The following is a 19168-nucleotide window of genomic DNA, read 5'->3' as shown; positions in this document are numbered from 1 at the left end:
GATCGGCAGCGACGCGCCCCGGCTGCGCGATTTCAGCCGAACAGGAAGCGCGTCGCGTTGCCGGTGAGCAGCTTCTGCCGCTGGTCGGGGCTCAGGAACGAGGCGGTGCGGACGACGTGGCCGGCCGGGCGCTCGCCCAGCGGGTACGGGTAGTCGCTGCCCACCACCACCCTGTCCTCGCCCATGGTGTCGACCAGCAGGCGCAGGGCGGGCTCGCTGAAGACCACCGAGTCGACGTAGAGCCGGTCGGTGTACTCGCTCGGCGGCCGCGTGGAGCGTCCGCGCACCAGGTCGCCGCGCCGGTGCCAGGCGTTGTCGGCCCGGCCCAGCCAGTACGGGAAACTGCCCCCGCCGTGGGCGAAGCACAGCCGCAGCGTGTCCGGCACCTGGTCGAGCACGCCGCCCAGGATCAGCGCCAGCGCCGACAGGTGGGTCTCGGCCGGCATGCCGGTGAGCCAGCGGGCCATCCAGCGGTCGAGCCGGGGGCCGTCCGGCATGTCCCACGGGTGCACGAAGACGGGCGCGCCGACCGCCGCGCAGTGCTGCAGGAACTCGACGATGCCGGCCGCGTCGAGGTCCTGGTCGCCGACGTGGTTGCCGATCTCGACGCCGACGTGCCCGGCCGCGAGGGACCGGTCCAGCTCGGCACACGCGGCCGCCGGATCCTGCAACGGAACCTGGCAGAACGGGACGAAACGCGGGTCGCCGTCGACCAGCGACAGCGTCAGGTCGTTGAAGATCCGCGACAACGCCACGGCCTGGGCCGGCGTGCGGTCGTAGCCAAAGAAGACCGGCGTCGGCGAGACGACCTGGCGTTCGACGCCGTCGAGATCCATGTCCGCGGCCCGGACGACCGTGTCCCAGGCCGACGAGTCGACCCGGCGGAACTCGGTGTCACGGATCATGATGATCGCTTCGCGCTCGGACTCGATCTTGAGCCAGGGCCAGCCGGTGCCGCCGCAGGCGACTTCGAGGTCCGGCCAGCCCTTCGGCACGACGTGCGTGTGGACGTCGATGGTCAAGCGTCAGCCCTTCCCGGGGTGCAGCGCGCCGCAGTTGTCACAGGTACGGGCCTTCTCGTCCTCGTAGAAGGCGGTGAACACCGGCGGCAGGTCCTCGACGATGTCGCGCACCTGCAGCTCGACCTCGTGCACCTTGTTGTTGCACTCGAAGCAGTACCACTGGAACTTCTCGAGCGTGCCCTCCTCGCGCACCCGCTCGACGACCAGGCCGATCGAGCCGGCCTCGGGGCGCTGCGGCGAGTGCGGGGTGTTGCCGGGCAGCACCCACATCTCGCCCTCGCGGATGTGCACGTCCTTGGGCCCCTCGGGCGTCATGGTCTTGACGTGCATGTTGCCCTTGACCTGGTAGAAGAACTCCTCGTAGGGATCGACGTGGAAGTCGGTCCGCGAGTTGGGCCCGCCGACCACCATGACGATGAAGTCGTCGCCGGTCGGGAACATCTGCTTGTTGCCGACGGGCGGCTTGAGCAGGTGCTTGTTGTCCTCGATCCAGCCCGGGAAGTTGATCGGGTCGGTCATGACGCCTCCTTGGACGGCAGCACAGCGACGGCTTGGATCTCGATGAGCAGGTGCGGGTGGGGCAGTTGGTGCACGGCCACGGTCGTCCGCGACGGGCCGCCGAAGTCGAAGAACTCGGCGTAGACCCGGTTGTAGCCGCCGAAGTCGTTCATGTTCACCAGGTACGTCGTGACCTGCACGACGTCGTCCAGGGTGGCGCCGACCGAGGCCAGGATGTCGGCGATGTTGGTGATCACGGCCCGGGTCTGCACGGCGATGTCGAGCGTGGTCGTGCCCATCTCGTCCACCGAAGCGCCGGCGATCGTGTTGTCCGGGAGGCGGCTGCTCGTCCCGCTCACGAAGGCGAACCCGTTGGCCACCTTGACGTGCGGGAACTTGCCGCGCGGGGTGGCCTTGCCGTCGACCAGCTTCCCGGTCACGACGAGGCCTTCAGCGAGGCCGAGCCCAGACCTTCGACTTCCACGCGTACGGTCTGACCGGTGCCCACCGGGACGGCCGCCGTGGCCGCGCCGGCCAGGACGATCCAGTCGTCCTCGAGCGTGCCGGCCAGCCGCAGTGCCTCGGCGAAGGCGAGACGCGGGTCGCCCAGGATCGCCGCGGTCGAGCCCGACTGAACCACCTCGCCGTCGAGAATCAGCTGAACGCCGAGGCGGTCGACCGAGTCCGGCACCGGTTGCCAGGAACCGACCACGAAACCCGCGGCCGAGGTGTTGTCGGCGATCACCTCGTCGAGGGTGAACTTGAAGTCGAGCCAGCGCGAGTCGATGACCTCGAGGGCCGGCGCGACCGCGGCGATCGCCCCAGCGCGTACGAGAAAAGCAACCTCGGGCTCGACCTTGGGGTGGATGCGCGGCCCGAGGTCGAGCACGCCGCCGTCCTCGACCCGCATGGCGTCGGTCAGCCAGCCCCAGATGACCGAGTCCACGCCCATCTGCTCCATCTTGGCCTTGCTGGTCAGCCCGAGCTTGACCCCGGCGATCGTCTCGCCGCGAGCCAGCCGCAGGTCAACGACTTCTCTCTGCACGGCGTAGGGTTCGCCCACCGAAAAAGAGCCGCCTGGAAGCTCCGTGGCCGTGGTCAGCGCGTTGTCGAGAGCAGAAGCGAGCGAGGTCATGACATGTCCAAGCAGACGTTGGTGTATTCGGAGTAGAAGTCGAGCGAGTGGCGGCCACCCTCGCGGCCCACGCCGCTGGCCCGCATGCCGCCGAACGGCGTCCGCAGGTCGCGCAGGAACCACGTGTTGACCCAGACCAGGCCCACGTCGAGCTGCGCGCCCGCCCGCAGGGCACGGCCCACGTCACGGGTCCAGACCGTGCCGGCCAGCCCGTAGGCGCTGTCGTTGGCCAGCGCGAACGCCTCCTCCTCGTCGTCGAAAGGCGCGATGTGGCAGATGGGTCCGAAGATCTCTTCCCGTACGGTCCTCGCGTCCTGACCGAGGCCGGTGATCACGGTCGGCTCGATGTAGGAGCCGCCGTCGCGCTCGTCGCCGAAGTGCGGCACCCCGCCCCCGGCCAGCACGGTCGCGCCCTCCTGGCGGGCGAGGTCGTAGTAGCCGAGCACCTTGTCGCGGTGCGCCTTCGAGATGAGCGGCATGGTGCCGGTGGTCTCGTCGGACGGCCACCCGTAGGTCAGCTCCTTGGCCTTGGCCGCGAGACGGGAGGCGAACTCGTCGAAGACCGGCCGCTGCACGTACAGCCGCTCGGTGCACAGGCACACCTGGCCGCCGTTGGTGAAGCTGGACCGCACGCTGCCGGCCACCGCCGCGTCGAGGTCGGCGTCGGCGAAGATCAGCCCGGCGTTCTTGCCGCCCAGCTCGAACGACACCGGCTTCACTCCGGGCGCGGCCGCGCGCATGATGGCCGAGCCGGTGGCCGATTCGCCGGTGAAGGTGATCGCGTCGACGTCGGGGTGGGTGGTCAGCCACTCCCCCGCCGCGTCGGGCCCGTGACCGTGGACGAGGTTGAACACGCCCTCGGGCACGCCGGCCGCCGCCATCACCTCAGCCAGCACGGTGGCCGAAGCCGGCGTCTCCTCACTGGGCTTCACGATGACCGCGTTGCCGCAGGCCAGGGCGGGCGCCACCTTCCACGTGAGCAGAAGCAAGGGGAGGTTCCAGGGCACGATGATGGCGACCACGCCCATCGGCTTGCGCACGGCGTAGTTGAGCGCGCGCCCGCCGCCCGCGGTGGCCGTGGTGAACGACTCGGTGCCGGTGGCCGCGACGACGTCGGCGAAGGCCCGGAAGTTGGCCGCGCCGCGCGGGATGTCGAGCGTACGGGCCTGGGTGTAGGTCTTGCCGGTGTCGGTGACCTCAGCGGTGACCAGGTCTTCGAACCGGCGCTCGAGCTCGTCGGCGATGCGGCGCATCACGGTCGCGCGTTCCTGCTCGGAGGTGCGGCCCCACGGCCCCCGCACGGCGGCCCGGGCGGCGGCCACCGCGTCATCCACATCGGAGCGCTCCGACTCGGTGACCGAGAAGACCGTCTCGCCGGTGACCGGCGACGCCTTGGCGAAGGTGGAGGCGGGCGGGCGGAACTCGCCCGCGATGAAGTTACGCAGCACGGGCGGATCGCCGATCATCGGACCACCTTACGGAGGATCGCGGCCGCGGCCAGGGCGGCCAGCGTGCCGGCCACGACGCCCAGCGCCTGGTGCTGCCGCTTCACCCGGCGGCGGACATCGGCGTACGGCGTGGTGGAGAAGGAGACGAGCTCGTAGCGCGAGACGTATTGGCCGGGCAGCAGCCTCTCCAAGGTGTGCTCGACCGTCTTGCCCAGCTTGAACAGCGGGTCGGCCACCTTGTCGCGCATCTCGACGAAGTTGGCCAGGGCCATCTCGGCGATCGCCTCGGAGTTCTCGCGGCGGCCCTCCTCGTACAGGGGAAGGGCCTCGGACCAGTTGTCGCCGGTCGCGTCCAGGCAGCGGTCGAGCTCGACCACGTCCTCGAAAGACGCGTTGGCGCCCTGGCCGTAGAACGGGACGATGGCGTGCGCGGCGTCGCCGATCAGCGCCACCCGGCCCAGCAGCTGCCAGGGCGCGCACTTGACCGTGCCCAGCAGGCCGACCGGGTTGTGCCGGTAGTCGTCGACCAGATTCGGGATCAGCTCGAGCAGGTCGGGGTAGTTCTCGCGGAAGTGCCGTTCGACGGCGGCCGGGCTGCCGATCGAGGCGAAACTGTTGCTGCCCGAGCTGGGCCAGAACAGCGTGCCGGTGAAGGAGCGGTCCGGGTTGGGCAGCGCGATCATCATCGAGGTGCCGCGGGGCCAGATGTGCAGCGCGCCCGGGTCGAGCGCGAACTCGCCGTCGCGGGCCGGGATGGTCAGCTCCTTGTAGCCGTAGTCGAGGAAGCTGACCGTCTCGGAAAAGCCTTCCCCCGCGTACGCCATGAGGAGCCCCCGCGTGGCCGAGCCCGCGCCGTCCGCGCCCAGCACGATGTCCGCCTTGGCCTGCGAGCCGTCGGCGAAGCCGAGCGTGCCCGTCTCGGGGTCGAGCGAGCTCAGCGGGTGGTCGAAGTGGACGGTCACGCCCGGGGTGGCTTCCGCGGCGTCCAGCAGCGCGTCGTTGAGCGCGCCGCGGCCGATCGAGTTGATGGCCCGGTCGCCGTCGAGGCTGTACGGCTGGAAGTTGGTCTCGTCGCCGAGCGGGTGCACCATCCGGCCGCGCATCGGCAGCGCGTCCTTGAGCACCTGGCCGTCCAGGCCGATCCGGCGCAGCGCGTCGATGCCGCGCTCGGACAGCGCCAGGTTGATCGACCGGCCGCGCTCGGCCCCGGTCACCCGCGGGTCGGGGCGGCGCTCGTACAGGTCGACGGTGTACCCCCGGCGGCCCAGGTAGCAGGCGAGCAGGCTGCCGCACAGCCCGGCGCCGACGACCGCGACATGCTTCACTTCGTCTCCTCCACACAGGCGGCCAGGGCCGCGGCGGCCCGCCGGCAGTCCTCGTAGGTCGAATAGAGCGGGACGGGCGCGAACCGCACGATGTCGGGCTGGCGCGCGTCGGCGATCACGCCGTGCTCGAAGCGCAGCCGCTTGGTCAGCGCGCCCGCGTTGCCGCCGTGCAGGCGCACGGAGAGCTGGCAGCCGTGCCGTTCCGGCTCGCGCGGCGTGATGACCGACAGCGGGCGGGTGGCCACCACCTCGTCCAGCAGCTCGCGCAGGTACGCCGTGAGGCGCAGGCTGCGCTCGCGCAGGGCGGGCAGGCCGACCTCGTCGAAGATGCGAAGCGACGTGCGTACGGGACCCATCGCGAAGATCGGCGGGTTCGACACCTGCCAGGCGTCGGCGCTGCGCGGCGGCCGCGACTCGGGGGTCATCTCGAAGCGCGTCGCGGATTCGGTGCTCCACCAGCCCTCGAAACGCTGCAGGCTCGCGTCGCCGTGGTGGCGCTCGTGGATGAAGACGCCGGCCAGGGCGCCCGGGCCCGAGTTCAGGTATTTGTACGAGCACCAGGCCGCGAAGTCCGCGCCCCACTCGTGCAGGCTCAGCGGCACGTTGCCGGCCGCGTGCGCGAGATCCCAGCCGACCACCGCGCCCGCCTCGCGGCCGGCGGTGGTGATCGTGGCCATGTCCATGAGCTCGCCGGTGAGGTAGTTGACGCCGCCCAGCATCAGCAGGGCCACGGTGTCACCCTCGTCGCGCAGGAACGCCAGAACGTCCTCGGTACGCAAGGTGTCCTCGCCGTCGCGCGGCTTGAGCCGGACGACCGTGGTGTCGGGGTCGAGGCCGTGGAAGCGGGCCTGGCTGCGTACGGCGTAACTGTCCGACGGGAAGGCGGCGTCCTCGATGACGATGCGCGTGCGGTCGCCGGCCGGCCGGTAGAACGACACCATCAGCAGGTGCAGGTCGACGGTGAGCGAGTTCATCACCACGACCTCGGACGGCAACGCGCCGACGAGCCGGGCCGCGGGCTCGGTCAGCAGCTCGTGGTACGGCAGCCAGGGCCGGGCCGCGTCCAGGTGCCCCTCGACGCCCAGGCGGGCCCAGTCGTCGAGGTCTTCGTTCAGCTCGGTCCGGGTCGCCTTGGGCTGCAGCCCGAGCGAGTTGCCGGCGAAGTAAGCGACCTCGGGGTGGTCGCCGCCCTCGGCCGGCGGGATGTGGAACAGGTGGCGATGTCCCGGGTCCTGCTCGTCTCTCTGGTGGGAGGACTCGTTCACTTACATCTCCGTCCGGGAGGTCCACAGCTCGGGGAACACGGGGCGGCTCATGCTGCGCTGCAGGAACGCCAGACCGCTGGAGCCGCCCGATCCGCTCTTGGCGCCCATGGTCCGCTGCACCGCCTTCAGGTGAAGATAGCGCCAGTCGCCGAAGCGGTCAGCGACCTCGGTCAACGCCTCGCCCAGCAGCCGCAGGTGGTTCTCGGGGCTGGTGTCGCGGTAGACGCGCACCCAGGCGTCGGAGACGGACTGCTCGGCCTCGTGCTCGTCGGCGACGTCCCGGTCCAGCAGCTCGGGCTTGAGGTCGTAACCGTGGCGGGCCAGCAGCGCGATCACCTCGTCCCACAGGCTCGGCTGGTGCAGCGCCGCCTCGAGCTCGTCGTAGGCCGCGGTGCCCTTGTGCGGGCGCATCAGCGACTTGGTGCGCAGCCCGAGCAGGAACTCGACCTGGCGGTACATGGCCGACTGGAAGCCGGAGCCCTCGCCCAGCAGGTCGCGGAACTTGTTGAAGTCGGCCGGGGTCATCCAGCGCAGGGTCTGCCAGGCCGCGTTCAGGCCCTCCAGGTGCAGGGCGGCCCGCTTCAACGGGGCCAGCGCCTCCCACATCTGGTCGGCCCGCACGTGGTCGCGGGCCTGCTCCAGCTCGTGCCGGATCAGCTTGAAGTAGAGCTCCATGATCTGGCTGACGACCAGGAACGACATCTCGCCGGGGTCGCCGCTCAGGGTGCGCTGCAGGGTGTGCAGGGTGCTGGCGTGCACGTACGCGTCGTACGGCACCTTCCGCCCGAACTCGAGCGTCGGCGCCCCGCCGTTGCGCGCCGTGCGGGCGTCGCGCTCCTCGGCCGTGGTCGGCCGCACTGCATTCACGGGATTCACGATCTCTCCTCTGGCGCTTGGAACCGCTCCATGATTTCGTTGCCGGTGCCTCGGTTGGAATGCCGAACTAACGGCTCTGACCTCGTTCTTCCTTGGAACGGCGGCTAGATTTGGCTCGCCGGTTTGCGAACGGAAGGTCGGGCGATGGACGCGATGGATTGGGCGCTGCTGCGCGAGCTGCAGGACGACGCGCGGCTGTCGTTCAGCGAGCTCTCCCGGCGGGTGCACCTGTCGCCGCCGGCGGTGGCCGAGCGGGTGCGGCGGCTCGAGGAGACCGGCGTGATCACCGGCTATCACGCCCACGTCGACCTGGCCAAGGCCGGGCGTACGGTGCTCGGGCTCATCCGGATGTCGTGCTACGGGCCGACCTGCGTGCTGCGCGACGACAAGGTGGCCACCTGGCCCGAAGTGCTCGAGATCAACCGGGTCACCGGAGACACGTGCTGCGTGCTCAAGGTGGCGGCCGCCTCGATGGAGGCGTTCGCCGAAGTGACCGACCGGCTCGGCCACTACGGCACGCCGTCGAGCACCATGATCCTGGCGACTCCGCTGGACTGGCAGCCCATCGCGCCGCCGCCGCGTTTTTAGTACCATCGAACGCGTGACGGAGCCGCTCGAAGACACCTCGGCCGTGCAGGTCGGTCCGCGCATCCGCGAGTTCCGTCAGCAGCGCGGGCTCACCCTGCGCAGCCTGGCCGCCCGCTCCGGGCTCTCGATCGGGTTCCTGTCGCAGGTCGAGCGGGGCATCTCGTCGATCGGGCTGACCGCGCTGGGCAGCGTGGCAACTGCGCTCGGGCACTCGGTGGCCGACTTCTTCGACGCCCCCGCAGCCGGCCCCGCCGACGACCCGGTCGTGGTGCCGCTGCCCCGGCACTTCACGCTCACCCGGGGCGAGAACGCGGCCGTGCAGTACGTGTCCGGCCAGCAGACTTACCGCATGCTGTCCGACCGGGGCGCGGGCCTGGTGCTCGAGCCGATGGTGGTGCACATCGCGCCGGGCGGCCGGCGCGAGGCCGCGTACGGGCACGCCGGCGAGGAGTTCGCGTACGTCATCTCGGGCGAGCTGCTGTACGAGGTCGACGGCGTCGAGCACCGCCTGCACCCGGGTGACAGCGTGCACCTGCGCTCGTCGGTGCCGCACAGCATGTACAACGACACCGAAGAGGTGACCACCGTGGTCTCGGTGGTCACCCCGCGCCTCTTCTGAGGCCGTCGCTGTCAAGATCGTTGTTCACAAGCGTGAAATTACTCCGTCCAACCGCCCCGCCCACCGCCCTAAACCTGACTGAAGACTGCCTCCATGGTGGCCGCCCAGATCGCCGAGCCCGGGGCGATCACGTCGAAGTGGTCGCCCGGCTGCTCCAGCAGCGTGATGCCGGAGGCGGCGGCGAACCGCCGGTTGATGTCGACCAGGTCGAGGCTGTCCCCGCTGCCCTGCACGAGCAGCGCCGGCGAGGCCAGCGGCAGCCGGGTCATCGGGTCGCTCTCGGCGTAGACGTCCGGCACGTCCTCCGGCGTCCCGCCGAGCGCGGTGGTGATGGCCCCCTCGCCCAGGAACCGCCGCTGCCCCTCGTGCAGGTCGAGCACCCCGGCCAGCGACACGGCCAGCGCCAGGTCGGGGTCGTCGGCGGCCAGGCGCAACGCCAGCTGCCCACCGGCCGAGTGCCCGAACAACACGATCGGCGAGCCCGGGTGTCGTTCGCGGGCCTTGGCCACGCCCTGTCGCAGGTCGTCGGTGGTGGCCGCCCAGCCGTTGCGGTCGGGGCGGCGATATTCGAGGTTCCAGCTGACCCAGCCGCGCGCGGTCAGGTCGATGGCGAGCGCGTCCATCAGGTCGGCCGCCCAGTTCGACCGCCAGAACCCGCCGTGGATGAGAACCCCGACCGGCGGGACGGAGGGGGCGTCCGTCGCGCCGGTCGGAGTCCGCTCATCGGCCCACTGCTCCGGGTGCTCGCCGTAGGCGACCCGGGTGGCGGGCTCGGTCAGCCGGTGCACGGCGTGCTTGATCGCCCAGGCCAGCCCCCACACGCCCCGCCCGTGCAGGTGCAGCGGCGACGCGGGCTCGGCGGCGATCGTCAGGTCGTAGAACACCGTGTTGGCGGGGGCCGCGGCCATCAACGCCGGATCGGCCGGCACGACCACGGCCGGGCCGTCGTGCGCGGCCAACTGGTCGGCGGTCACGGAGGACACCACGTCGAGGCCCACGTCCAGGCCCCAGGCGGTGTCGCCGGCCAGCTTGGTGAGCAGATCGCGGTCGGCCACCAGATCCGGGCCGAGCACCAGCAGGACGTCCATCGGGCGAGCTCCTAGCGGGAGAGCAGGGGCAGGACTTCGGCGCCGAGCAATTCGACACCACGATCATCGGTGAGGCCGTGCGGGGTGCCGAACTCGACCCGCCGTACGCCCGCATCGATCAGATTCTGGGCCTGGGCGGCCACCTGGGCCGGGGTGCCGGAGAAGGCGAACCGGTCGAGCACGACGTCGGGGATCAGCTTCCCCGCCTCCTGGTCGCGGCCCGCGTCGACCAGCACGCCCACCTCGGCGACGAGGCCGTCGGGCAACGTGACGGTGGGGTCGAGTTCGGCCACCACGGCCAGGTACATGGCCACCTCGGTGCGGGCTTTAGCGCGGGCGGCCTCGCCGTCGGTGTCGACCACGGTCACCGCGCCGAGCACGATGCCGATCTCGTCGACGTCGCGGCCGGCCTGGGCCGCGCCGAGAGCCAGCCGATCGCGGATCACCGGGACCATGTCGGGGTTGGCGCTGCCGCCCACCTTGATCTCGCCGGCGATCCGGCCGGCCAGCGCGGCGCCCTGCGGACCCCACGCGCCGAGCAGCAGCGGAACTTCGGGGCGGTGCCGCTCGTACCGGAGAATCGTGTCTTTCTCGAGGCTGAACATGCGGCCGGTGTACGCGTCCCGGTCCCCGCGGAGCAGGCGGGCCACGACCTCGGCGGCCTCGGCGAGGGCGGTCAGCGGACGCGGCTGGGGCAGCCCGACCGCGCCGAGCCAGGTGCCGCGGGCCAGACCCAGATACGCGCGCCCGTGCGAGGCGAGGTCGAGGGCGGCGATCTGCCCGGCGATCTCGTACGGGGCCATCGAGTACGGGTTGAGGCAGGCCGGACCGAGCCGCACCCGGGAGGTCGCCCCGGCCATCTCGAGCAGCGGGAAGATCGGCGGCTGGTACATCAGGTCGCCGAACACCGTCAGCACGTCGAAGCCGGCCGCCTCGGCCGAGCGGGCCAGCCGCGCGTACGTGCCGGCCGGCTTGTCGCTCTGCAGACCCAGGCCGATTTCCGTACGCATCAGGTCAGGTCCTCCGAGTTCATGGTCCGCCGGCAGGTGCGCTCGACCTTCATGACCAGGCGCTCCTCGGGGTCCGGGCAGATGAAGTGCGAGTCCTGGGCGAGCCAGTCGCCGGCCGCCAGGTCACGCTGCTTGGCGGCCAGGAACGGCAGCACCGAGGCCAGCGCGTACACGCAGAAGTGCTTGCCCTCGGGAATCGTGAGGTGCGCGCTGTTGGTCAGGTCGAAGTGGTCGCCCACCTCCATCCCGCACACCGACCGCCCCTCGATCCGGTCGACGCTGACCCGCAGGTCGTAGATGTCCATCTCGCTCATGACGCCTCCTCGCTGAAGCCCAGGATCCCCATACCGAAGTTCATGACGCTGCCGCGCCGGAGCCGACGCGGACGACGACCTTGCCGGTGGTGCGCCGGGCGGCCAGGTCGGCCAGCGCGGCCGGCGCCCCGTCCAGGGGAACGACCCGGGTGACCGGCGGCCGCAGCTCCCCCGCGGCGCACCGGCGGAACAGTTCGTCGTAGGCGGCGCGCACCTCGGCCGGCCGGGCCCACGGATACCGCGACCCCCACGAGACCCCGATCAGGTCGGCGTTGCGGGCGATCAGCCGGGCCGGGTCGACCGGCGGCGGCGCCCCGGCCGCCATGCCCACGCTGACCAGCCGCCCCTCGAAGGCCAGGCAGTCGAGGGACCGGCTCAGCAGATCCCCGCCGACCGGGTCGATCACCACGTCGACGTCCCGCGCGACCGCTTCGAAGTCGTCATAGCCGACCGCCTCCGAGGCCCCCTCGGCACGGCACTTCTCGAGCTTGCCGGGCGACCCCGCCGTGGCGATCACCCGAGCCCCGCGAGCCACAACCAACTGGATGGTTGCCATGCCGACGCCCCCCGCGCCGGCGTGCACCAGCACGGTCTCGCCCGGCTTCAGACGCGCCCGCTCCAGCGCGAACCACGAGGTCTGGTACGTCACCGGCAACGCGGCTGCCGTTATCGGATCCACCGACGGCGGCCGCTCCACCACCAGGTCGGCGTCGATGGTCACCGTGTCGCCGAGCGCGCCGTGCGGCAGCGCGGGACAGGCCACGACTTCCTTACCAATCAGATGGTTGGATCCGGGGCCGGCCTCGATGACCCGCCCGGTGCACTCCACGCCGGGCGTCATCGGCGGTTCGGGCCGCACCGGGTACTCGCCCCGGCACAGCGACACGTCGAGGAAGTTGAGCCCGACCGCGTGCACGGCCAGCTTCACCTGCCCCGGCCCCGGCGCCGGTTCGTCGGGCCGCGAGGCGACCCGCAGCACGTCCTGCGGCTCGCCCTCCGTCACAGCGATCAGCCGCCGGATCAAGGCCGGACCAGCTCCGCGTGGTGGTGCACGATCCGCCATTCGCCGTTCAGGCAGCGCAGCACGTCGGTGACCCGGGTGTGCTGCTCCTCGCCGCTGCGGGCGTCGCGCGTCACCAGCACGTAGCGGGCCACGCCGGTCTCGCCCCAGACGTCGATGCGCTTCTCGGTGGCGGCCATGAGGTCCAGCACCGGCCGCTCCCCCGCCGCGTCCCGGGTGTTGCGGTACGAGTCCAGCTCGCGCCGGGTGCGCAGCGGGCCCGGCAGGTGCGTCTCCCAGGTCGTCACGTCCTCGTGCAGGTGCGCGTCGAAGCCCTGCCGATCGCCCTTCAGGAACGACGCGTACATGTCGTCGATGCCGGCCGCGATGGCCGCGGCCCCGATCTCGGCGAAACTCATCGCTGGTCCTCCCGGCTGACGACGCCGCCCTTCATGACGAACCGCACGCCCCGGAAGGCGGAGGTGTCGTCGAGGGGGTCGGCGTCCATGGCGATCACATCGGCGTACTTGCCCGGCTCGACGGTTCCCAGGTCGTCCGACAGGCCCAGCCAGTCGATCGGCCCGCGGGTGCCGGCGTGCAGCGCCCGCACCGGGCCCAGGTGCTCGGCCAGGTTCTCGAGCTCGCGCACGGTGGCGTTGGTGCCCTCGAACGACCAGAACGGCGGCATGTCGCTGCCGAGCAGGATCTCGACCCCGGCGTCGAGGGCCATCTTGAAGCTCTCGATGTGCCGCGGCCCGGCGCCGAGCGAGCGGCACTGCATCCATTCCGGCACGCCGAGCTCGTCGAAGAACTCCTTGCACCGGGTCACCAGCAGCGTCGGCACGAGGGCGGTCCCCCGCGCGGCCATCCGCGCCGCGACCTCGGGGGTCAGCTGGTAGCCGTGCTCGACGCAGTCCAGCCCGAGCTCGACGGCGGCCGCGATCACCTCGGCCGGTCCGGCGTGCGCGGTGACCTTGCGGCCCCAGGCGTGCGCGGTCTCGATCACCGCGGCCATCTCGTCGGCGAACAGCTGCGGGGTGGCGATGCCCTCGTGCTCGCCGGCGATCCCGCCCGAGATCATCACCTTGATCAGGTCGGCCCCGGCCTTGATCTGGCTGCGGACGCCGTGCCGGAACCCGACCGGGCCGTCGCACTCCATGGTGTCGCCGCTCTCGTGGCCGTGCCCGCCGGTGCAGACCAGCGCGCGGCCGGCCGTGTACATGCGCGGCCCGGGCACCCGGCCGGCCTTGATGGCCCGGCGCAGCGCGAAGTCGGCGTGGTCCTTCTCGGCCACGTTGCGCACGGTGGTGACGCCGCAGTCGAGGGTGCGCCGGGCGCCGTCGGCCATGTACAGCGCCAGATCGTGCGGGCCCAGGTCCTTGACCGTGTTGCCGCCGCTGCCGGGCAGCGACAGCGAGAAGTGGGTGTGCATGTTGGCCAGGCCGGGCGTGACAAAAGCGCCGTCCATGTCCCGCTCGACGACTGGTCCCGCCGCTCGGGCTTGAGAAGCGATTTCCCCGTACGGGCCCACGGCCGTTATCCGGTCGCCGGTGATCCAGACGCCGGCGTCCTTGACCGGAAGCGCCCGGGCGTCCACCACCGTGCAGTTGCCGAGTAGCTGGTTCATGCGATCACCCCGTACACCTGGCGGGCCGCCTCGGGCGAGACGTACCCCTCTTGAACGTCGTGGCGCACCGCGTCCGGGTCCCGCCGGCTCGGATCGCCGTGCCCGCCGCCACCGGCGGTCAGCAGGGTGATCCGGTCGCCCGCGCGCACGGGGGTGCGTTTGGTGCTGACCCGCTTCTCGCGGTCGGTGCCGGGGAAGACGACGACCTGGTTCGGTTCGGGCGACCGGCCGCCGTCGAGCGCCCACGGCGCGCTTTTCGTCTTCTTGATGACCGACAGGAACTCGCCGTCGGTCACGAACCGGATGTCGCGGCGCAGCCCGCACCCGCCCCGGAACGTGCCGGCCCCGCCCGAGTCCGTCCGCACCTCGACCCGTTCGAAGAACATGCCGGTCTTGGCCTCGAGCACTTCGACCGGGGTGTTGCGGGCCTGGGTCTGGCACAGGTGGTTGGCCGGGCCGATGCCGTCGTGGTCGGGCGAGCCGCCCCAGCCGACCGGGTCGTTGTTGCTGACCGCGAACATCGAGCCGGTGTCGGGGTGGACGCCGACCATCATGAAGCCGGGCACGTCACCGCCGCTGCTGGCCGGCAACTGTGCGGGCATGCCCTGGGCCAGGGCCTTGTAGATCAGTTCCAACGCGACCGTGCCGGTCCACTGCGTGAAGGTCGCGGCCGGATACACCGCGTGGAACAGCGTTCCCGGCTCGGCCTCGACCCGCAGCGGGGCGAAGTGGCCGGCGTTGGTCTGCTCGCCCGGCGTGGTGATGGCCTTGAACGCGACCCGGCAGGTGGCGATGGTCGAGCCGATCGGCAGGTTGACCGGGCCGGGCACGGCCGCCGAGGAGCCGGCGAAGTCGACCGTGAACGTGCCGTCCTGAATGGTCACCGTGCAGCGCATGAGGATCGGGTCCTCGGTCACGCCGTCGTCGTCCAGCCAGTCCTCGGCCGTCCAGCTGCCCTGCGGCAGCCGGGCCACGGCCTCGGCCGCGGATTCCTCCGCCGCGGCGACGAAACGGTCGACAACCTCGTCGACGACCGCCGGCCCATAATGCGTGAACAGCTCCGCCACCCGGCGCTCGCCGGTGCGCAGCGCGGCGATCTGCGCGTTGAAATCGCCGAGCACCAGGTCGGGCATGCGCGAGTTGAAGCGGATCAGCTCCAGGATGTCGCGCACCGGCTCGCCGGCCGCATACACCTTCGTACCCGGGAAAATGAGCCCCTCTTGGTGCATGTCGGTCGAGTCGAGCACGTAGCCCGGATCCTTGGCCCCGAGGTCCATCCAGTGCGCGCGGATGCACAGGTACGCCACGAGTTCGCCGTCCGAGAAGACCGGCGCGAACATGGTCGCGTCGTATGAATGGGCCGCGTTCCAGTAGGGGTAGTTGAGCAGCACCACGTCGCCCTCGGCCAGCTCCCCCACGTACTCGACGCCCTTGCGGATCGAGTAGTCGTTGGCGCCCAGGAACCGCGACAGCCCGGTCGACTCGGCGACCAGCCGCAGCGACCGGTCGTAGACGGAGATGCCGAAGTCGTGCACCTCGTAGATGACCGGGTTGAACGCCGTACGCACGAGCGCCGCCCGCATCTCCTCGGCCGCCGACACGAGGTGGTTCCGGATGACCTCGACGGTGGCCCCGTCAGTCATCGCGCCCGGCCCCGTAGATCTGTTCGGCCGCGGCGGCCGAGACATAGCCCTCGGCGACGTCCCGCTGCACCGAGGCAGGGTCGCGGTCGGCCGGGTTGCCGTGACCGCCGCCGCCCGCGGTGAGCAGGGTGACCCGGTCGCCCGGAACGACTGTCAGCCGCTTGGTGCTGATCCGTTCCTCGCGGTCGGTTCCGGGGAACGCGACGATCTGGTTCGGGTCGGGCCGCAGGCCGCCGTCGAGCGCCCACGGCTGGGTCTTGGTCTTCTTGATGACCATCAGGAACTCGCCGGGGGTGACGAACCTGATGTCGCGCCGCAGGCCGCTGCCGCCGCGGAACTTGCCGGCCCCGCCCGAGTCGGTGCGGATCTCCACCCGTTCCATGAACATGCCGGTGCGGGCCTCCATCACCTCGATCGGGGTGCCCCGGCCGGTGCTGCCGCTGACGTGGGTGGCCGCGTCCATGCCGTCGTGGTCGGCCGTGCCGCCCCAGCCGACCAGGTCGTTGTTGCTGACGGCGAACATGGCCCCGGTGTCGGGGTGGGTGCCGACCATCATGAAGCCGGGCACGTCGCCGCCGCTGCTGGCCGGCAGCCTGTCCGGCATGCCCTGCGCCAGGGCCTTGAGGATCAGTTCGAACGCGACAATCCCGGTCCACAGCGTGAAGGTGGGCTGCGGGTACACGGCGTGGAACAGCGTGCCCGGCTCGGCCCGCACCTCCAGCGGCGCCACCGTGCCCGCGTTGGACGGCTCGTGGGGCGAGGTCAGCGACTTGAGGATCACCTTGCAGATGGCCTCGGTGGCGCCGAACGGCATGTTGATCGGGCCGCGGACGGCCGGGGAGGAGCCGGCGAAGTCGACCAGGAACCTGCCGTCGGCGATGGTGACAGTGACCCGCATCTTCACCGGCTCGTCGGTGATGCCGTCGTCGTCCAGGTAGTCCTCGGCGGTCCAGCTGCCCTGCGGCAGCTCGGCCAGGGCGGCCCGGGTGCGGGCCTCACCGTCGGCGATGACCTGCTCGATCGCGGCCAGCACGGTCTCCCGGCCGAACTTGGCGTAGATCTCGAGCAGCCGGCGCTCGCCGGTGCGGATGGCGGCGATCTGCGCGTGCAGGTCGCCGAGGATGGCGTCGGGCATGCGCGAGTTGAAGCGCAGGAGCTCGTGGATGTCGTGCACCGGCTCGCCCCGGGAGACCACCTTCGTACCCGGGAAAATCAAGCCCTCCTGGTGCATGTCGGTCGAGTCGAGCACGTAGCCCGGATCCTTGGCGCCCAGGTCCATCCAGTGCGCCCGGATGCAGAGGAAGCCGATGAGCGTTTCGCCCTCGAACACCGGCGCGAAAAGGGTGGCGTCGGAGGCGTGGGCCGCGTTCCAGTACGGGTAGTTCAGCAGCACGACGTCGCCGGGGTGCAGGTTCTCGACGCCCACGTACTCGACGCCCTTGCGCAGCGAGTAGTCGTTGGCGCCCAGGAACGAGGTGAGCCCGGTGGCCTCGGCGACCGGCCGCATCTGCGCGTCGTACAGGGAAAGGCCGAAGTCGTGCACCTCGTAGATGACCGGGTTGAACGACGTGCGGATGAGGGTGGCCCGCATCTCCTCGGCCGCGGACAGCAGATAGCTGCGCACGACCTCGACGCGGGCACCGTCCAATGTGGTCACTGTGCGGCCTCCTCGAGGGTGACGTGCAGGTAGCCGTGCTCGTCGACAGTCACGCTCTGGCCGCTCGGCACGACGGTGGTGGAGGTGCCCTCGTCGACCAGGGCGGGCCCGGCGAACGTGTGGCCGGCCTTCAGGTCGGCGCGGTCGTAGACGTCGAACGGCACGATGGCGCGGGCGCCGAAGTCAAAGGCCTCCCGGCGCGTACGGGGTGTGGCCGCGCCGCCCGACTCGATGAGCGGGAGCTCCGGCCGCGACGTGCGCCCGATGCCGCGTACGCGCAAATTGAGGATCTGCAAAGGGTTGCTCATCGTGTGCCCGTAGCGCGCGTGGTGCACCTCGTCGAACGCCGCCCGCACGGCCTCGGCGTCCAGAGTGGAGCCGACCGTGACCATCAGGCTGTGCTCCTGGCCGAGGTAGCGCAGCTCGAACTGGCGCTCGAGCACGCCGTCGCCGGCCGGAACACCCTGCGCGGTGAGGGAAGCGATCGCCTCGGCCTCGGTCTCTTTGAACAGCGGCTCCAGGGCGGCCAGGTCGGCGCCGTCGAGCGTGGTCATCACCGTACGGCTGAAGTCGTTGACGATGTCGGCCGAGAGCATGCCCCAGGCCGAGAAGCCGGACGGCGCGAACGGCACCAGCACCTCGCCGATGCCCATCTCGCGGGCCAGCAGCGGCGCCAGCAGCGGGCCGGCCCCGCCGAAGGCGAGCAGCGAGAACACCCGCGGGTCGTGGCCGCGCTCGACGGTGATCTGCCGGACCGCGCCGACCGTCTTGGCCAGCAGCACGTCGAAGATGCCGGCCGCCGCCTCGGGCACGGACAGGCCGAGCGGCTCGGCCAGCTGCTCGCGGATGGCGTCCCGGGCGGCCTCGTCGGCCAGGCCCATCGTGCCGGCCAGGAAGCGCTCGGGATCCATGAAACCGAGCACCACGGCGGCATCCGTGACCGTGGGCTGGGTGCCGCCGCGGCCGTAGCAGACCGGGCCGGGCGCGGCGCCGGCGCTCTGCGGGCCCACCTTGAGCAGCCCGCGGTCGAGCCAGGCGATCGAGCCGCCACCGGCGCCGATCGTGCGGATGTCGTACGTGGGGATCAGCAGCGGGAAGTGCTCGAGCTGGGCCTCGTACGCGGCGACCGCGCTGCCCTTCTCGATCACGCACGCGTCGAGCGAGGTGCCGCCGATGTCGAACGTGAGCATGTTGTCGCGGCCCAGCTCGCTCGCCAGGTACGCGGCGCCGACGATGCCGCCGGCCGGGCCGGAGAGCACGGTGTGGGTGGGCGACGTCTTGGCCACCGCCCCGGTCATCGAGCCGCCGCCCGAGCGCATGATCAGGAACCGGCCGGCGAAGCCCTGGTCGGCCAGGCCCTTCTCCAGCTCGTCGACGTACCGCTCGAAGATGGGCCGGATATAGGCCTCGAGGACGGTGGTGCTGGTCCGCTCGTACTCGCGGTACTCGCGCACGATGTCGGTGCTCAGCGAGAGGCTGACCTCGGGGTAGGCCTCGCGGATGATCCGGGCCGCCTCGCGCTCGTGGGTGGGGTCGAGGAACGAGTGCAGGAACGTGATGGCGATCGACGTGACGCCCTGGTTCTCGACCAGCTCGCGGGCCGCGGCGCGGACGCTCTCGGGGTCGAGCTCGTCGACGACGTTGCCCTTGTAGTCGAGGCGGCCGGTGACGCCGGCGGTGAACCGGCGCTGGACCAGGCTTTCCGGGCGCTGGTAGCGGAAGTCGTACATGTGCGCGGCCGGCACGTTGCCCCGGCCGATCAGGAAAATGTCGCGGAAGCCCTCGTTGGTGATGATGCCGGTGTTGCCGCCCCGCCGTTCGAGCACCGCGTTCAGCCCGAGCGTGGTGCCGTGGATGAACAGCTCCACCTCGCTCAGATCGGTGCCGAGCGCGGCGATCGCGTTGAGCACGCCCTCGGCCGGGTGGGCCGGGGTGGTCGACGCCTTGCGGAACCGGACCTTTCCCGTACGGGTGTCGAGCTCCATCGCGTCGACGAACGTGCCGCCGATATCCACGGCCAACCTGATGCTCATAGCGGGCACTGCCTTCCAGT

General features: G+C 71.2%; 19 protein-coding genes. 2 read left to right on the top strand and 17 right to left on the bottom strand.

Annotated elements, in window-relative coordinates:
* Nucleotides 1–32: 32 nt before the first annotated feature.
* Genes OWR29_RS01985 through OWR29_RS01950 form a run of 8 tightly spaced genes read right to left on the bottom strand, consistent with a single transcriptional unit; the run spans nucleotide 33 to nucleotide 7572 of the window.
* Nucleotides 33–1022 carry an amidohydrolase family protein gene (locus OWR29_RS01985; RefSeq protein WP_267560520.1) on the bottom strand — a complete coding sequence of 330 codons (990 nt, stop codon included), beginning with the start codon at nucleotides 1020–1022 and terminating at the stop codon, nucleotides 33–35.
* Nucleotides 1023–1025: 3 nt separating this feature from the next.
* A complete protein-coding gene (locus OWR29_RS01980; RefSeq protein ID WP_267560519.1) occupies nucleotides 1026–1541 on the bottom strand; it encodes a 3-hydroxyanthranilate 3,4-dioxygenase in 516 nt (171 codons plus the stop codon).
* A complete protein-coding gene (locus OWR29_RS01975; RefSeq protein ID WP_267560517.1) occupies nucleotides 1538–1960 on the bottom strand; it encodes a RidA family protein in 423 nt (140 codons plus the stop codon). Before OWR29_RS01975 ends, OWR29_RS01980 begins: the two co-directional genes overlap by 4 nt.
* Entirely contained in the window at nucleotides 1957–2670 is a 714-nt protein-coding gene (locus OWR29_RS01970) for a 2-keto-4-pentenoate hydratase (protein ID WP_438872550.1), read from the bottom strand. Before OWR29_RS01970 ends, OWR29_RS01975 begins: the two co-directional genes overlap by 4 nt.
* On the bottom strand, nucleotides 2652–4121 hold the full coding sequence (locus OWR29_RS01965) for a 2-hydroxymuconic semialdehyde dehydrogenase (protein ID WP_267560515.1): 1470 nt from the start codon (nucleotides 4119–4121) through the stop codon (nucleotides 2652–2654). The genes OWR29_RS01970 and OWR29_RS01965 overlap by 19 nt, the downstream gene beginning before the upstream one ends.
* Entirely contained in the window at nucleotides 4118–5428 is a 1311-nt protein-coding gene (locus tag OWR29_RS01960) for an FAD-dependent oxidoreductase (protein ID WP_267560514.1), read from the bottom strand. Before OWR29_RS01960 ends, OWR29_RS01965 begins: the two co-directional genes overlap by 4 nt.
* A complete protein-coding gene (kynU, locus tag OWR29_RS01955) occupies nucleotides 5425–6693 on the bottom strand; it encodes a kynureninase (protein WP_267560513.1) in 1269 nt (422 codons plus the stop codon). Before kynU ends, OWR29_RS01960 begins: the two co-directional genes overlap by 4 nt.
* Nucleotides 6694–7572, bottom strand: coding sequence for a tryptophan 2,3-dioxygenase (locus OWR29_RS01950; protein ID WP_438872549.1), 879 nt, complete (start codon nucleotides 7570–7572; stop codon nucleotides 6694–6696).
* A 141-nt stretch (nucleotides 7573–7713) separates the two neighbouring features.
* On the opposite strand from OWR29_RS01950, the gene OWR29_RS01945 reads away from it, so the two are divergent.
* Nucleotides 7714–8157 carry an Lrp/AsnC family transcriptional regulator gene (locus OWR29_RS01945; RefSeq protein ID WP_267560510.1) on the top strand — a complete coding sequence of 148 codons (444 nt, stop codon included), beginning with the start codon at nucleotides 7714–7716 and terminating at the stop codon, nucleotides 8155–8157.
* Nucleotides 8158–8170: 13 nt separating this feature from the next.
* Nucleotides 8171–8776 (top strand): helix-turn-helix domain-containing protein, encoded by a 606-nt coding sequence (locus OWR29_RS01940; RefSeq protein WP_267560509.1) that lies wholly within the window; start codon nucleotides 8171–8173, stop codon nucleotides 8774–8776.
* A 68-nt stretch (nucleotides 8777–8844) separates the two neighbouring features.
* On the opposite strand, the gene OWR29_RS01935 is transcribed toward OWR29_RS01940, so the two are convergent.
* From OWR29_RS01935 to OWR29_RS01895, 9 genes are read right to left on the bottom strand one after another with little or no spacing between them, the layout of a single operon-like run.
* Nucleotides 8845–9864 (bottom strand): alpha/beta hydrolase family protein, encoded by a 1020-nt coding sequence (locus OWR29_RS01935; RefSeq protein WP_267560508.1) that lies wholly within the window; start codon nucleotides 9862–9864, stop codon nucleotides 8845–8847.
* A gap of 11 nt (nucleotides 9865–9875) precedes the next feature.
* Nucleotides 9876–10874, bottom strand: coding sequence for an LLM class flavin-dependent oxidoreductase (locus OWR29_RS01930; protein ID WP_267560507.1), 999 nt, complete (start codon nucleotides 10872–10874; stop codon nucleotides 9876–9878).
* Nucleotides 10874–11188 carry a TIGR04076 family protein gene (locus OWR29_RS01925; protein ID WP_267560506.1) on the bottom strand — a complete coding sequence of 105 codons (315 nt, stop codon included), beginning with the start codon at nucleotides 11186–11188 and terminating at the stop codon, nucleotides 10874–10876. The genes OWR29_RS01930 and OWR29_RS01925 overlap by 1 nt, the downstream gene beginning before the upstream one ends.
* Nucleotides 11189–11228: 40 nt before the next feature.
* Entirely contained in the window at nucleotides 11229–12191 is a 963-nt protein-coding gene (locus OWR29_RS01920; protein WP_267560505.1) for an NADPH:quinone oxidoreductase family protein, read from the bottom strand.
* A gap of 17 nt (nucleotides 12192–12208) precedes the next feature.
* Nucleotides 12209–12607 (bottom strand): nuclear transport factor 2 family protein, encoded by a 399-nt coding sequence (locus tag OWR29_RS01915; protein ID WP_267560504.1) that lies wholly within the window; start codon nucleotides 12605–12607, stop codon nucleotides 12209–12211.
* Nucleotides 12604–13815: an amidohydrolase family protein gene (locus OWR29_RS01910; protein WP_267560502.1), complete on the bottom strand. Its 1212-nt coding sequence runs from the start codon at nucleotides 13813–13815 to the stop codon at nucleotides 12604–12606. Before OWR29_RS01910 ends, OWR29_RS01915 begins: the two co-directional genes overlap by 4 nt.
* The gene (locus OWR29_RS01905) at nucleotides 13812–15458 is read right to left on the bottom strand and encodes a hydantoinase B/oxoprolinase family protein (protein WP_267560501.1); all 1647 of its coding nucleotides are present in this window, start codon (nucleotides 15456–15458) and stop codon (nucleotides 13812–13814) included. Before OWR29_RS01905 ends, OWR29_RS01910 begins: the two co-directional genes overlap by 4 nt.
* Nucleotides 15451–17115 (bottom strand): hydantoinase B/oxoprolinase family protein, encoded by a 1665-nt coding sequence (locus tag OWR29_RS01900; RefSeq protein ID WP_267560499.1) that lies wholly within the window; start codon nucleotides 17113–17115, stop codon nucleotides 15451–15453. The genes OWR29_RS01905 and OWR29_RS01900 overlap by 8 nt, the downstream gene beginning before the upstream one ends.
* Entirely contained in the window at nucleotides 17112–19148 is a 2037-nt protein-coding gene (locus OWR29_RS01895; RefSeq protein ID WP_267560498.1) for a hydantoinase/oxoprolinase family protein, read from the bottom strand. Before OWR29_RS01895 ends, OWR29_RS01900 begins: the two co-directional genes overlap by 4 nt.
* Nucleotides 19149–19168: the final 20 nt, after the last annotated feature.

Origin of the sequence: Paractinoplanes pyxinae (genome assembly GCF_026626335.1) — a bacterium.
GTDB classification, from domain to species: domain Bacteria; phylum Actinomycetota; class Actinomycetes; order Mycobacteriales; family Micromonosporaceae; genus Actinoplanes; species Actinoplanes pyxinae.
Note: the sequence above shows the minus strand (reverse complement) of the source record. Positions and strands in the feature narration are given on the sequence as shown.

Coding starts and splice junctions, on each gene's coding strand:
- OWR29_RS01915 (WP_267560504.1), bottom strand. CDS start 12,607: ATGAGTTTCGCCGAGATCGGGGCCGCGGCCATCGCGGCCGGCATCGAC.
- OWR29_RS01945 (WP_267560510.1), top strand. CDS start 7,714: ATGGACGCGATGGATTGGGCGCTGCTGCGCGAGCTGCAGGACGACGCG.
- OWR29_RS01925 (WP_267560506.1), bottom strand. CDS start 11,188: ATGAGCGAGATGGACATCTACGACCTGCGGGTCAGCGTCGACCGGATC.
- OWR29_RS01965 (WP_267560515.1), bottom strand. CDS start 4,121: ATGATCGGCGATCCGCCCGTGCTGCGTAACTTCATCGCGGGCGAGTTC.
- OWR29_RS01905 (WP_267560501.1), bottom strand. CDS start 15,458: ATGACTGACGGGGCCACCGTCGAGGTCATCCGGAACCACCTCGTGTCG.
- OWR29_RS01930 (WP_267560507.1), bottom strand. CDS start 10,874: ATGCGTACGGAAATCGGCCTGGGTCTGCAGAGCGACAAGCCGGCCGGC.
- OWR29_RS01895 (WP_267560498.1), bottom strand. CDS start 19,148: ATGAGCATCAGGTTGGCCGTGGATATCGGCGGCACGTTCGTCGACGCG.
- OWR29_RS01935 (WP_267560508.1), bottom strand. CDS start 9,864: ATGGACGTCCTGCTGGTGCTCGGCCCGGATCTGGTGGCCGACCGCGAT.
- OWR29_RS01980 (WP_267560519.1), bottom strand. CDS start 1,541: ATGACCGACCCGATCAACTTCCCGGGCTGGATCGAGGACAACAAGCAC.
- OWR29_RS01910 (WP_267560502.1), bottom strand. CDS start 13,815: ATGAACCAGCTACTCGGCAACTGCACGGTGGTGGACGCCCGGGCGCTT.